At 42.7% G+C, this 14,688-nt stretch carries 11 protein-coding genes and 1 pseudogene; 3 read left to right on the plus strand and 9 right to left on the minus strand.

All coding sequences use genetic code 11. The features are described 5' to 3' along the window. Window positions 1-61: 61 nt before the first annotated feature. Both dprA and ACTHQF_RS11370 read left to right on the plus strand, forming a co-directional pair. Window positions 62-1,153: a DNA-processing protein DprA gene (dprA, locus tag ACTHQF_RS11365; RefSeq protein WP_440430338.1), complete on the plus strand. Its 1,092-nt coding sequence runs from the start codon at window positions 62-64 to the stop codon at window positions 1,151-1,153. Between the two features lie 19 nt (window positions 1,154-1,172). Further along, window positions 1,173-2,159 (plus strand): annotated as a pseudogene (locus ACTHQF_RS11370) (PLP-dependent cysteine synthase family protein); the annotation flags it as partial. 106 nt (window positions 2,160-2,265) lie between these two features. Here ACTHQF_RS11370 and murA read toward each other — a convergent pair. The 8 genes from murA to ACTHQF_RS11410 form a co-directional block, all read right to left on the minus strand. Next, a complete protein-coding gene (murA, locus tag ACTHQF_RS11375) occupies window positions 2,266-3,591 on the minus strand; it encodes a UDP-N-acetylglucosamine 1-carboxyvinyltransferase (RefSeq protein WP_440430339.1) in 1,326 nt (441 codons plus the stop codon). Between the two features lie 29 nt (window positions 3,592-3,620). Further along, window positions 3,621-4,304 carry a DUF4290 domain-containing protein gene (locus tag ACTHQF_RS11380; protein WP_440430340.1) on the minus strand — a complete coding sequence of 228 codons (684 nt, stop codon included), beginning with the start codon at window positions 4,302-4,304 and terminating at the stop codon, window positions 3,621-3,623. Between the two features lie 68 nt (window positions 4,305-4,372). Beyond that, on the minus strand, window positions 4,373-6,682 hold the full coding sequence (locus ACTHQF_RS11385) for an ATP-dependent helicase (RefSeq protein ID WP_440430341.1): 2,310 nt from the start codon (window positions 6,680-6,682) through the stop codon (window positions 4,373-4,375). 216 nt (window positions 6,683-6,898) lie between these two features. After that, window positions 6,899-8,347: a TlpA family protein disulfide reductase gene (locus tag ACTHQF_RS11390; RefSeq protein ID WP_440430342.1), complete on the minus strand. Its 1,449-nt coding sequence runs from the start codon at window positions 8,345-8,347 to the stop codon at window positions 6,899-6,901. 119 nt (window positions 8,348-8,466) lie between these two features. Next, on the minus strand, window positions 8,467-9,186 hold the full coding sequence (locus tag ACTHQF_RS11395) for a hypothetical protein (RefSeq protein ID WP_440430343.1): 720 nt from the start codon (window positions 9,184-9,186) through the stop codon (window positions 8,467-8,469). 162 nt (window positions 9,187-9,348) lie between these two features. After that, window positions 9,349-9,858 carry a MepB family protein gene (locus ACTHQF_RS11400; RefSeq protein ID WP_440430344.1) on the minus strand — a complete coding sequence of 170 codons (510 nt, stop codon included), beginning with the start codon at window positions 9,856-9,858 and terminating at the stop codon, window positions 9,349-9,351. A 127-nt stretch (window positions 9,859-9,985) separates the two neighbouring features. Beyond that, on the minus strand, window positions 9,986-11,011 hold the full coding sequence (locus ACTHQF_RS11405) for a glycosyl hydrolase (protein ID WP_440430345.1): 1,026 nt from the start codon (window positions 11,009-11,011) through the stop codon (window positions 9,986-9,988). Between the two features lie 59 nt (window positions 11,012-11,070). Next, on the minus strand, window positions 11,071-11,805 hold the full coding sequence (locus ACTHQF_RS11410; protein WP_440430346.1) for an SIMPL domain-containing protein: 735 nt from the start codon (window positions 11,803-11,805) through the stop codon (window positions 11,071-11,073). A 202-nt stretch (window positions 11,806-12,007) separates the two neighbouring features. Between ACTHQF_RS11410 and ACTHQF_RS11415 the strand changes: the two genes are divergently transcribed. Next, a complete protein-coding gene (locus tag ACTHQF_RS11415) occupies window positions 12,008-13,444 on the plus strand; it encodes a S41 family peptidase (RefSeq protein ID WP_440430347.1) in 1,437 nt (478 codons plus the stop codon). Here the strand turns inward: ACTHQF_RS11415 and ACTHQF_RS11420 are convergent. Then, window positions 13,428-14,558: an MBL fold metallo-hydrolase gene (locus tag ACTHQF_RS11420; protein ID WP_440430348.1), complete on the minus strand. Its 1,131-nt coding sequence runs from the start codon at window positions 14,556-14,558 to the stop codon at window positions 13,428-13,430. The genes ACTHQF_RS11415 and ACTHQF_RS11420 overlap by 17 nt on opposite strands. Between the last annotated feature and the right edge of the window lie 130 nt (window positions 14,559-14,688).

Raw genomic sequence — 14,688 nt, forward strand, 5'->3', positions numbered from 1 at the left:
TATTTCTTTCGAGATAATTAAACGCACAACAGTGAATTGACTTAGGTCGTTAATTTACGTTATGAGTTTAATTTCAAAAATTGCGCTAACGCTCATCAAGGGTGTTGGGCATGTGACTGCCAAGAACCTGTTGGCCAACTTTGGTAATGCAGCTGCTGTTTTCAAGGCTTCAAAATCTGCATTGATGCAGGTTCCCGGTGTGGGTGAGGCTATAGCCTCCCAAATCCTGGATACCGATGCGCTGAAAGAAGCTGCGCGGCAGTTGCAGTTTTTAGAGAAGCATAAAATTGAGGTCCTCTTTTTCAAAGATGAAAATTATCCACGGCGCCTTAGGGATTGTCCTGATGCACCAATTCTCCTCTACTATAAGGGTAATGCAGACCTCAATCATCCAAGGATTGTAAGCGTGGTGGGTACCAGGAGAGCCACCGCTTACGGCAAAATGTTATGCCGGCAACTTGCTGAAACCCTGAAGCCCTACGATGTGCTGGTGGTGAGTGGACTAGCTTACGGGATTGACGTTGAGGCGCATAAAGAAAGCCTGGCTAACGATATTCCGACTATTGGGGTCCTAGGCCATGGCTTAGACCGCATATATCCACACCTGCATAAAACCATAGCACAGAACATGCTTCGAAACGGGGGACTGCTCACCGAGTTTCCACTAAACACCGTGCCCGACCGGGAGAATTTTCCTAAGCGTAATCGCATCATTGCCGGAATTGCTGACGTTACTGTGGTTGTAGAGGCTACAGCTAAGGGCGGTGCGCTGATCACTGCAGACATCGCAGGATCCTATAACAGAGATGTTTTTGCTTTTCCCGGGCGCAGTACCGATGAATATTCACAGGGTTGTAATTTTCTGATCAAGACGAACAGGGCCGGTTTACTGAACCATGCCCGCGATCTGGTGTACTATTTAGGTTGGGATGACAAACACGGAAAGTCTTCCGAAAAGCAGCTTAAACTACCAGTAGGCCTCTCTCTGGAGGAGTTGAGTATCGTTCAGGTATTGAGGGATGCGCCGGCAATGGTTGACGAAATTGCTATAAAAACCTCCCTGCAGCAAAGCAAACTGGCTATACATTTGTTAAGTTTAGAGATGCAGGGGGTGTTGACTTCCTTACCTGGAAATGTTTATAGATTGAATTAATTACCGTATTTTTGTTGCTATGTGGTACAACAACATCCTAGAAACCATTGGAAACACGCCTCTGGTAAAATTAAATAATGTCACGAAGGGCATTGAAGCGACTGTTTTAGCCAAAATTGAGAGCAATAATCCCGGCAACTCCATCAAAGACCGTATGGCCTTAAAGATGATTGAGGATGCGGAGAAAAGTGGCGCTTTAAAGCCAGGTGGAACGATCATCGAAGGTACTTCTGGCAATACAGGAATGGGGCTTGCCATGGCAGCCATCATCAAAGGATACAAATGTATCTTCACCTCAACAGATAAACAATCCAAGGAGAAGTTCGATGCTTTACGTGCTTTTGGCGCTGAGGTGATTGTGTGTCCTACGGATGTTGATCCTGAAGATCCACGTTCATATTATTCCGTGTCTTCCAGACTGGAGCGTGAAGTTCCGAACTCCTGGAAACCGAACCAGTATGATAACCTTTCCAATACCCAGGCCCATTACGAGCAAACCGGTCCTGAGATCTGGGAGCAAACAGAAGGGAAAATCACACACCTGGTTGTAGGTGTTGGAACAGGTGGTACCATCTCTGGTGCCGGTAAATTTCTTAAAGAGAAGAACCCCGACATCAAAATCTGGGGTATTGATACTTACGGTTCCGTATTCAAAAAATACAAAGAGACCGGTGAATTTGACAAGAACGAGATCTATCCGTACATCACAGAAGGTATCGGCGAGGATTTCTTACCTCAGAACGTTAACTTCGACGTGATTGACGGATTTGAAAAAGTAACCGATAAAGATGCTGCGGTAATGACCAGAGAGATCGCCTTGAAAGAAGGTATTTTCGCTGGGAACTCCGCAGGTGCCGCAGTAGCAGGACTTTTACAGCTTAAAGATCACTTTAAACCAGAGGATGTGGTTGTTGTTATCTTTGTTGACCATGGCAGCAGATACATGGGTAAAATGTTTAATAAAGAATGGATGATGGAGCGTGGCTTCATTGAAAACGAAACCATTAACGAAATTGTCAAGTAGACTTTCAGCGAAATAAGATAAGTTCAAGATATAAAAGAAAAGCCCCGATCTAAATGATCGGGGCTTTTCTTTTATAGGTGGTTATCAACTAGTGACCAGGGCCATTTGCGTCAACACGTTTGATTTGTGCACCTAAGGCGCGTAAACGGATGTCAATATCCTGGTAGCCACGTTCTATTTGTTCAATGTTATAGATCGTTGAGGTGCCCTCTGCAGACAAAGCTGCAATTAACAGGGAAACACCTGCTCGGATATCCGGAGAAGTCATGCTGATACCTCTTAAGCGGTATGCTTTGTCGATACCAATTACACTTGCGCGGTGTGGATCACAAAGGATGATCTGTGCACCCATTTCAATCAGCTTATCCACAAAGAACAGGCGACTTTCAAACATTTTCTGATGAATCAGTACAGAACCTTTGGCCTGTGTAGCCACAACCAATACAATACTCAGCAAGTCTGGGGTAAATCCAGGCCATGGAGAATCGGCGATGGTTAACATCGAGCCATCAATAAACGACTCAATGACATAGTGATCCTGCGAAGGAATGTAGATATCATCACCTTTAACTTCGAACTTAATACCCAGCTTTCTGAAAACATCAGGGATGATTCCCAGTTCTGAATAGCAAACATCTTTAATGGTGATCTCAGAACCAGTCATTGCAGCAAGACCGATGAAAGAACCGATCTCAATCATATCCGGAAGCATACGGTGTTCTGTACCGCCAAGTTTTTCAACGCCTTCAATGGTTAGCAAGTTTGAGCCGATCCCGGAGATCTTTGCACCCATACGGTTCAGCATCTTACATAGTTGCTGTAAGTAAGGCTCACAGGCAGCATTGTAAATAGTGGTTGTACCTTTAGCAAGTACAGCTGTCATCACGATATTTGCAGTACCAGTTACCGAGGCCTCGTCCAACAAGATATAGGTTCCCTGTAAGTTGGTTGCATCAACATTAAAGAATTCGTTTTTGCTGTCGTACACGAATTTAGCGCCCAGCTTTTCAAAACCAAGGAAGTGGGTATCTAAGCGGCGTCTGCCGATCTTGTCGCCACCTGGTTTTGGAATTGCAGCACGACCAAAGCGCCCTAAAAGGGGACCTACAATCATGATGGAACCTCTTAAACTGCCACCTTTTCTTTTAAAGGTATCAGAGGTAAAGAATTCCAGGTTAATGTTTGCTGCCTGGAAAGTGTAGGTGTCTTTAGAAAGACGTTCTACTTCAACACCAAGATCGCCAAGCAGTTCAATCAGCTTGTTTACGTCCTGTATGTCGGGAATATTACTAATGGTAATTTTCTGATCGGTAAGCAGCACAGCAGAAAGGATCTGCAGCGCCTCGTTTTTAGCGCCCTGCGGCTGGATCTCACCCTTCAGTTTCTTACCACCGATAATTTCAAATGCATTCATGTGTTGTGTGTTATTTTTTACGGTAAGTTTTAGAATCTAGCCTTAGGATTGTTGTTGTTACGCTGCTGCGGGCGATTATTGTTATTCTGTTTACCTTTATTATTATTGTTGTTATTACTTCTGCCGCGATTATTGTTTGCCGGTCTGTTATTCACAACCGGCTTAAATTCTACCTTGTTCAGGTTGAAGTTCTCGTCCAGTTTGAGCTCGCCACCGGACAGTTCACGTAGGTTTTTTAAGATGGTTTCATCCGCTACGCTGTCTTTATTCCATTGTACGTAGGCCATTTTCATGAAGTTGGCAATACCCTGAACCATGCTCAGTCTGCGCTCCGGATCCTCAACTGCTTTGGTCTTCTCTATCAGATCCTCAACAGTTTTACCGTAGTGTTTGTAGGTGATCTTCTTTTGTGGATAACCGATGTGTTTAGGTCTTACCTGTGCCTGCTCTATGGTTGGCTTAGGGTAGGGGCTATCCACATCAATTTTATAACCGGAAATGATGTGCAGGTGATCCCATAGTTTATGTTTAAAATCCGCAACATCACGAAGATGTGGATTTAGGAACCCCATCAGGTCAATCACGGCCTGTGCATATTTATTGCGCTCCTCCCTGTCTGGCAGCTCGCAAATGTACTTTACCATGTTCTGTACATTCCGCCCGTACTCTGCAAGGATTAATTCGCTTCTGGTGGTGTTATAATCGAAATTCATTGTATGTGTTTATGAGCCTTAGAGGAGCATTATCGTGGCTCTTTTTATAATTCAGTAAAGATATATTGTTATTTGACAATCCGCAATTTAGCAAACTTAAGTAACAGTTGTTTATTGCCCAGTCCCTGGAAAAATACCGTTGCTTTAACGTCGGGAAGATTACCTTCCAGGTTAACGATTTTTCCGAATCCAAACTTTTCATGCTCAACTTCCATTCCATTTTGGAAAGCACTTGCTGGATCTGGCGCAAAACCAGGTGTCGGCACGTGTGCTTTCGGTAGGAGTGAAGTCGTTTTTGGACGCTGTGCAGGCGTCGCGCTGTTTGCGGTGTTTGCACTTGCAGGCTTCGGCTTGCTGAAAGAGTCCCTTTGTTGCGACCAGCTTCTGCGTTCGCTGGAGAAGCTGTCGTCACCGAGTACGCTTTGAGATGCTTTTGCAACTTCCAGCTCCAAATATTTCGCATTGATCTCATTGATGAAACGACTCGGCTCACAAGTGGTCAAATTACCCCAACGGTAACGCGAAGTTGCGTAGGTTAGTGTAAGTTTTTTCTCAGCACGGGTGATGGCTACATAAAACAAACGACGCTCTTCTTCCAGATCACTCCTCGAATTCAGGGACATTTGTGAGGGGAACAGGTTTTCTTCCAAACCTACCACAAACACATTTTTGAACTCCAGACCTTTTGCAGAGTGTATCGTCATCAACGACACTGTATCTTTTGCTTTATCATCTTGACGGTCGTCGTTGGTCAGCAAAGCCACATCCTGCATGAATGTAGCCAGGCTTCGGTCTTCAATGTCTTCGCGTTCTGCGAATTCCTTGATACCATTCAAAAGTTCCGAGATGTTCTCGTAACGGCTGCGGCCTTCGATACTATCATCGGTATGAAGCTCTTTCAGAATCCCGGAGTGCTGCGCGATGTACAACGCGGTTTCATAAGCATCTAGCTTTTTCGCTTCTGCCATAAAACTTTTGATCAGCATGGCAAAGTCGTTCAGCTGACTGGCGATCCGGCCGGGAATATATTTTTGCGGATCACAAACCACATCCCACATGGTGATATCATGCTGGTCTGCAGCAACAATGATCTTGTCTACTGTGGTGTCACCAAGTCCTCTTTTCGGATAGTTGATTACACGTTTGATCGCCTCTTCATCACCTGGGTTAAAGGTCAGGCGGAAATAGGCGATCAAATCCTTGATCTCTTTACGCTGGTAGAAACTTAGTCCACCGTAAATTTTATAGGGTACATTTAGCTTTCTAAGCGCCTCCTCCATAGCTCTTGATTGAGCGTTGGTACGGTAAAGGATTGCGAAATCTTTATAGTCGTAGCCCTTAGAAGTGCGTTCCTGCACAATAGCTTCAGCTACAAGCTTACCTTCCTCATTGTCGGTGAAGGCACGCTGCACCTTTATACGGTCGCCACTCTCATTGTCAGAGAAAACGTTTTTCTTAAGCTGGTTCTTATTGTTTGCGATGATGCTGTTCGCGACTTCTACGATATTCTGTGTAGAGCGATAGTTCTGTTCCAGTTTGTAAACGTTCAAATCCGGATAATCCTTTTCAAAATTCAGGATGTTCTGAATGTTAGCACCCCGGAAACCATAGATACTTTGCGCATCATCACCAACCACGCATATGTTAAGGTATGCTGCGGCAAGTTTTTTTACAATGGTATATTGTGAAAAGTTAGTATCCTGATACTCGTCTACCATCAGGTATTTAAACTTCTGCTGATATTTATTCAGCACATCAATGTGATTTTTCAATAGCACATTGGTTTTAAAAAGCAGGTCGTCAAAGTCCATTGCACCAGCTTTAAAACAGCGTTTGGTGTAAGTTTCATAGATGGTACCGATCAGTGGACGTTTATTCGAGCTATCTTCAGCCTGTATCTCTGCACTTTGCTGATACTCCACATGGGAGATCAGGTTGTTTTTCGCTGCAGAAATACGGTTATAAACGAAATTTGCATTGTATAACTTATCATCCAGCTGCATCTCCCGCAGAATGGATCGGATCAAACTTTTGCTGTCGTCCGTATCATAGATAGTAAAGTTTGAAGGGTAGCCAATCTTCTCCGCTTCGACCCTTAAGATCTTGGCAAAGACGGAGTGGAAGGTACCCATCCAGATGTTTTTGGCTTCTGAACCGATCACCTTGGTAATACGTTCCCGCATTTCTTTGGCGGCCTTGTTGGTAAAGGTTAACACCAATATATTGAAAGGGTCCACACCTTTTTCGATAAGATGTGCTACCCGGTAAGTAATCACCCTGGTTTTACCCGATCCTGCTCCAGCAACAATCATTGCCGGGCCCTCGGTATTCTCTACTGCTGCACGCTGCTGTGGGTTTAATCCTGCTAAGTAATCCAAATGAAAAAAATTAATGCGCGAAGTTATAAATTGAGGAGGTAATTTATAGACGCTGTTTAAAACAAATCTGTTAATGACAGCCTGCTGATCCAGCTAAGGGTAAGCGGGAAGGAAAGCGATTCTGAATGGCTGAGCACAAATATACCAAAAAGTTTAGCTTTGCTTAAATACAATTGTCATTACTAACCTCAGCAGAGATTATCCTGAAAGACAGAATTAAGGTTTGTCGATTTCATCTTTTATCAGTTGTTCAATCGACTGATCTCCAGGACCGGGTGCATTTAAGTCAAGTACTTTACCGTTCTTATCAATCAGAATGTATTTGGGAATAGCTGATGCAACATAAGATTTAGCCAGTGATCCGGTCGTATCATGGAGTTGCAACCAATCAGGTTTGTCTTCAGAAAGCGCTGTTCTCCAATCCTTTTCGGCGTCAAACACTGCTATACCCATAAATGCAACTTGATCGTTGCCTTTAAATTTTCCTCTTAGCTTTTTAAAATTTGGCATTTCAGCGCGACATGGTGCGCACCAACTCGCCCAAAGATCGATATAGATGACTTTCCCTTTAAGATTGGCCAAATGATAAATCTTACCCTGTTCATCCGGAAGGCTAAAAAGGGGAGCAGCTTGACCGACCTGTAACTGCATCAGCTGCGATTCTCTTTCGGAATAGCTTGCGGCAATATCTTGTTTTACAGTATTGCTGGTAATTGCATCAAATAAGGGCTCTGCGTCTTTCTTCGCAGTATTGAGCGCTTCAATAGTGTTAGATCCGCTGATGGGCCGGGTGACGGCGTAACGCAGCACAGCTTGTCGTACTTTACCTGTGAAAACCTGGTTTACAAGTTGTAAAGCGTGATCCTTTTTTTGTACCGTAACAAAATCCTCAAGTTCCATTAGTTTCTTATGGTATTGATAATAAAGCGGAAGTACCGCATTGACATAATCTTCAGCAATCAGATAATCATCGTTAGATATTCCTTTTGCAAATAATGGCGGAATGTTGTTGTGGACCAGATCCTTCATTTGCTCTCTGCTGAAACCACTATTCATTGAAAACTCGAGCATCATGATTAGGAACATGCTTTGGTTATCAATCTGACTCATTTTTTTGAAGACGCTAAAATAGGGGTCTCTTGTTTGTGGCAGATCGAACACCTTGTGATATATGGAATCATTTAACCTTTTCTCTTCCTTGATATAGGGAACTACTTCTTCAGGCTTCCGTTCATACCAGGATCTTTTGTCAACCTGTGCCACAAAAGCTGCATCCCTTAGCACTCGATATTGGTTGCTTTCTTCTCCAATACCAGTAATTTTCTTACTTGCAAGCAAAGTCATATGGTTTGTAGCGTCGGCTGTAATTTGCAGGTTATATCCTGGAGCTACATAGATTCTGCTAATTTGCGTCCTGTTTTGTCGAATGTCGGTACGCTGAGGTCTTGTAATTTTATAAGTCTTGAGGTAAAACGCTCCATGCTCATCTAAATGGAGTGTATCATGCACCTTTTTATCATTTTCATCGTAAAAGTAGATCTGCAGGAACTTCTCGGGTGAATGACTGAGTTTACCCTGCAAAATTAAAGGTTGCCTGTTTTTCTGCTGAGCAGAAGCCGCACTCATGCAACAAACAATAAGCAGGGATATATAAAATCGTTGCATATCAGTTGGTTAGGTGTATAAATATAATTAATATCCTGACCGAATGATAGTGTTTAAAATAAAACCTGCTGGAGTATCGTGCGCCGGTGGCTGAAAGTGATTGAGAATAGGCTTCAGGCTTATTTCACCCGGCTCCATACTTCGTAAATTGGATCGCCCTTTGAACTTCGGCCACTATGATGCCATTCCCCGTTTTCCAGCTTCCCTTCAAAGCTGAGCGATGCACCTACACGTAAGCTGTCACGTGAGAAAAACTCAATAGTTTCCGTGTATTTTCCATTGCTGAAGGTGTAGGTACCACCTCCGGTTCCTGAGAATTCTTTTTTTTCAGGATCTATCGCCGCCCACTGAAAACGGGTACCGCTAAGAATTTTATAGGTCTGCCGTGAGCCAGTTTGATGAATGGGCATAAGTTTACCATCCTGCATACGCGAAGTAATTCGCCACACGCCGGCCAGGGGTGCAGAACTATCATCTAATCGCTGCCAGATTTGTTTTTCCCCGTTGATGGGCAGGCTCAGGGTATTGTTTGCAATGGCGTACTTTGCACTGAACTGCTTTCCAACTTCATCATTATTCAAGGAGTTAAAAGAAATCTTACATTCCAATACATCTGCTTTGTGCGTGTATGTACCACCGCGACTGTAAATAAATCGCTTTTCGTCCTTGTTGTAAGCAGTATGGAAGAAAAATCCGTCCTGAAAAATCAATACTTCTTCTTTGCCTGCTTCTTTGATTTGCCATGCACCGGTTATTGCAGCGCTATTTGTTTGCGCAATTGCACTATTCATCACTGTGAGTGCCAAAAGAAACACCACCAGTATACATTTGCCTTTCATACGCGATTTCGTTAGATACTTAAAGATAGTAATTCCATTTACTTTTATTCCAAATCGTTTTGAATCAGCAACTACATTCTGGAGTAGGTCCATCACAGCCCAAGCAATCAATATTGTTCAGATTTAAGACTTGTGGCTACGCTGGATCTTCGTCTTGCGAGATCATTCCTGGGAATATAGCGCCAGAAATATCTTCTGCAACTTATCTTCTGTTTTTTTCTCCTTGTTTATTTCAATGAAATATTCCGTTTGCCATTTTTTCGTCTTGATGCCCTGGCTGCTAGTAGGGACATCCCATTCGGGATAAACTCTGAATCCTCGTTTACCTGCTCTGACACATGATGTAAGTATTCCCATGCGGGCTAATATTTCTTTTGGAAAAACAAAAAAACCGGAATGATGAGCATACTCCGTAAGAATGATATAAAACTCGAAATCATCATCCAAATCATATGGCACAGTTTTGCCTTTGGCATCCCTCTTCCACAAAGTCACAAATTGTCCTGATTTCTTAGGAGTTAGCTTGGCTTTTCTAAATTTTATGTGTTTACTTCCTAATAGAAAATTGCACCCAAAATACTCATTGCATTCTTGATCCTTTGTTGCCTTAGTAATTCCAAATCCATAGGCTCTAAGTATCAAGGACTCAATTTTAACGATTTCTTCGACCATGTGTATTTATCAGTTTACATTTGCAGCGAGACATGCTGTTCTTAGTTCAAGATATAAGAAACTTCGTTTATATAGAAAGAACATGGTAATGATAACCTCAGCAGTCATCCATTCGTAAGTTGCATGCTTAGTTCTTTAAATCGGGTAGCCAAAAATCAAAGGGCTGATCACGGTCGCAGATTAAGGTACCATCTTTATAGACCAATTCTGCCACCTGAATAGAGGATCTTCGTAGTCCGTAAGGGATATTGCCCCTGCTATCTTCTGGCGCCTCACCATGTGATTTTCGTTCTGGATGGGTAAAATAGAAGATATAGGCTTTATCTCCTACGGTGATTACGTCTCCATGGGCGCCCGTTGGTCCATCCTCTCTTCTCTTAGAGGCTTTATCAAGTATCATCCCTTGCCTCGACCAGCTTTTTGCATCCTCAGAGCGGTGGACACGCATTCCATGCCATTCGTCGGTTAAGATCCAGTAGTGCCCAGCAAAGTTGAATGCTTTAGGGCCTTCATGTTCCGGCTTACCAATAGCAGGTTTGGTTTCGAAAGTCCAGTTAAACAAATCCTCGCTTTCACCGGTCATGGTCACGCTACTTGCTCCTTTATACCAGATCCGCCACTTTTTGTCTGGCATCTGCAGCAGTGTCGCATCGATGATATTACTTGTCGGCGTTTTCAGGTAATTCAGGAATTTCCAATCCCAAAGGTTCTTACTGGTATAATGAGCCAGCTGAGCGCCTCCGGCCCAATTGGTATAGGTGCCTTGAATATACACCACAAACATGTGGTATGTTCCGTTATCGTAAACGATGTCTGGTGCCCAGAAGGTGTTTCTGCCTTTTTCGAAATTAAGATCCAGCGCTCCCCTGTAAGCCCAGGTCTGCCCATTATCCTTTGACGATGCGATACCAATGTCATTACCATAGCAGTAAGAAACACCGGGTGTCTCTACGTTTGCCCGTCGCTGCGTATACAACATCCACCAGCTTTTCTCTTCTCTATTCCACACCATAACGGGATCTGCAGCACCATCGTAGATCGGATCTCTAAATAATGGGGCTTTAGCTTCGTGGACCTTCGTACTGTTTTGCGCATTTAACAACGTGCACTGAAGCAGAAAAAGAGCAAATAGAAGAACATGTTTTACTTTCATGGTAACAGATAGCCATTGTACTACAATGATACAGCTTATAGATGCAGCCAGGCTGATTTTTAGTTTGCCTTAAACTCCATCTTTATGGTGATTGATCCTGTTTTATATTTATTGGAGGTATTGAATGCTCCTCCGTAACTATAGGCTTCATTGCTGTTTTTTCCCGTGATTTGGAAAACACCCATGGTGGCTTTTTTCAATTCACCTAATGAGCTGCCTGCATTCTGTGCAATCGTTTCAGCGCGTGCACGTGCATCGGCACTCGCCTTACCCAGCAGTTCCATCTTTAGCTGGTTCAGTTTAGTGTTATAAAACATCGGTGCAGAAGAATTGAATTCGATGCCGCTTTGTATGAGCTCCGCAACTTCACGGGAAATTTTATCCACTTTCTCAACCTCACCGGATTCAATGGTAACCGACTGAGTTAAATTGTATCCTGTAAACTCCTGAGACATATATTGTCCGTTTGCGTTGGTTTGTTGACTAAACTCTTTATTGATCATTACTGACGAAAAGACCATGTTGGCTGGAGTAATTCCTTTCTTCAGCAGGTAACTGCGGATGTCGTTTTCATCTGCTTTCAATGTACTGTAGGCTTCTTTCAAATCAAAGGATTTCCTGGAATAGGAGCCGTTCCATACAATCAGATCACTATCAAAATCCTTTTCCGCCAAGCCCGTGACTACAATCGTTTCCATTGTTTTAGACCGGTATTTGTAAGCATTGCCGATCAGGGCAGAAGCAATGATTGCACAAAGGCCAATGATGGCAGCGGTAATGATTGTTGATCTCATAGGAGTAGTTTACGGTCTTAAGATACAAATTTCTAATAATCAGCTGTAGTTTATTCGGCATGAAACGTCTGCTAATGCTGTTAAATATATGTAGCATGATAACGGTGTCTCGTCGTCGCTGCGTTTCAATTTCTTGCACATAACCTATTGACTTTGAATGATATTTGTCTATATTGAATCTACCGGCGACAATATAATTCCAATGAGAAAACTAGCTATTTTAAGGTTTTACTTGATTGTTTGTCTATTGATGTTCTCTCAACAAGTAGAAGCCCGCGAGCAGTGCAACTGCCTTGCAAATCTGGATACCACAATTAAAAAGACAGAACTAAACTACGTTGGATATCCGGACATGATTGCCAGAAAGCTACTTCCGGATTATAAGAAGATGGTTAAAAAGTTAAGGACGAATGCAGCAGCGTTATCTGATCCTCAAAAGTGTTTTCAGATTCTTAAAGAGTATGTGATCTTCTTTAATGATAAACACTTTGACATTGAATACGCCGTCTCCGATAGTACTACCTTCAAATACAACCGAGTAAATGAAAAGGCATTTATTTCCGCTTATTCGGAAAAGAAAAGAGATGCCATTGAAGGCATCTGGATCAATCCCGACTCCTCGATGAAACTAGCAGTCTACAAAGTAGATCCGGAAACATACCAGGCCGTGATTCTCGAAAGCAGGGATGCTAAGCTTAAGCCTGGTCTCGTTTATTACACCTTTAAGAAGGCCAAAGATGGATTCACTTTCGACCGGTACGATTGGATGACGCCTGATTTCCCGGTCAGACTGCGTGCTGCGCTTCTCTACGTATGGAATTTTGAGGTATGGGGAAAGGTATATCCGGCAAAGATGACCACTGACGAACGCAACACATTATCAACCTGGGGGAATTACAATTTCGGACTTGATTGCCGGAAGCTAGATGAAGACCATATTCTTTTGACCATCGGATCATTCAATCGTGATGATAAGATCAAAGAAATTATCCAGAAGAATGATTCGCTGATCAGGGCTACAAAAAACCTCATTGTAGATTTAAGAGGTAACGGCGGAGGTAATTCAGGATGGAGTTATCTTCTTCCATATTTTTATACGCAGCCCATAAAACAGGGCAAATCTTATCTACGTCTATCCCCGGAGAATATTAAGTCAAACCTCCCGGGTATCAAGGCTATGTACGAAAACACGCCTCAGGATCCACGTTGGAAACGCTCTTATACTCCTGAAATCCTGGCTGAATATCGAAAAGCATATCAACAAATTCCACAGTCAGGCGCCCAATTCTATGCGCTTCCCACATTGACCTTATATGCAGATTCCATTCTAAAAACTCCGGAAAAGGTCGCATTAGTGTTTGATGACCTGGGCGGAAGCTCCACGGAATATTTCTTTTATATCTCGAAGCAAAGCAGTAAGGTAAAACGCTATGGTGAACGCACCTTGGGTATGATGGATTATATGGGGGTATCAGAACAAACAATGTTGCCCTTCAAAGATTACTATTTGCAGATTCCAGACCGAAAAGCAACGTGGACTGACACCATGCCTACGAATAAAACAGGTTTCGTACCTGAATATGACCTTAAGCATTTACCGCGAGAGCGGTGGATAGAACATATCAAAAGAGATCTTTGACATCCTGCCACCATGCTTTGAAGACTTGGTTGGGTTCATCAAGGTAAACGATTTCTCCAATCATAGGTGTTACTAATGGGACACGATATTTATCCCGATTAATTTTGCTTAATTGGATGAGGGGTTCGTCCCATGGGTGAAAAGCCAAGGCGAATTTTGCCGAATGTACAGGGAATAGCCGTTTAGCTTTTAGGTCCTGCGTGGCAATCAACACTTCTTCGGGTAATAGATGTATCTCATGCCAGGCTTTATTGTATTGCCCGTTTTCAAGTATGGCCAAATCGAAGCCGCCGAATTTTTCTCCTAGTTCTTTGAAGTGGCTGTCGTAACCACTATCACCGCCCAGGTAGATCTTAAACGAAGCTGTCTGTAAGATAAATGATAACCACAGCGTATTGTTACTTGTTATCCCACGTCCAGAAAAGTGCCGGGCAGTAGCTGTATGCAAGGTAATATCATCGTCAATCAACACCTTTTCGTCCCAGTCTTTTTCAATGATCTTGGAATTTTCATATTTCCAATGGCGAAAGTGAGCGCCGACGCCCAGACCACAAACGACATTTTTGACTTTTGGCTTTAACTGCACAATAGTTTTATAATCCAGATGGTCATAATGATCGTGACTGATCAGTAAATAGTCAATTTCTGGCAGATCAGCTGCTGAATAAATATCTGTTCCGGTAAAAGATTTTGTTGAATTCGGAATAGGAGAGGCATTGCCGCTAAAAACAGGATCAATTAGAAACCGTTTGCCGTTTAGCTGGATAAAATAGGATGAATGTCCAAACCAAACCAAGACATTTTCGGTAATCGCTAATTTTTTCAGATCGTTTTTTATTGAAGGAATAGAATCTGTTGGCCGTGTTCTCGGAAACTTCTTGAAAATAAAATCGTAGGTAACGCTCAAGATAGAATATCCTTTTGTTACCAATGGCGTAAAATGTCTGTTCTGAAATTTCCCATCTCTGTAATTCGGAGATTTTTTGATCAAATCCAGTTGCTTTTGATCTGGTTCTTTCCCAAATTTCGGATGTTGCATATATATTAAAGTTGCCCCAAGTACCAGCAGTACCAGACAAATCAGGCTCAGTATCATTCTTTTTATGAATTTCATTGTTTTAGGAAGATAGTCAGCTTACTTCAGTGGCAAAGATTCATAGCTGCATCTTTACCAATCATGTTTATCATTTTCGGCGGATTTATCTTGAGTTGTAAACATACATTGTACATTTGCGACCTACAAC

Origin of the sequence: Pedobacter sp. SAFR-022, assembly GCF_051965375.1 — a bacterium.
Lineage (GTDB): Bacteria > Bacteroidota > Bacteroidia > Sphingobacteriales > Sphingobacteriaceae > Pedobacter.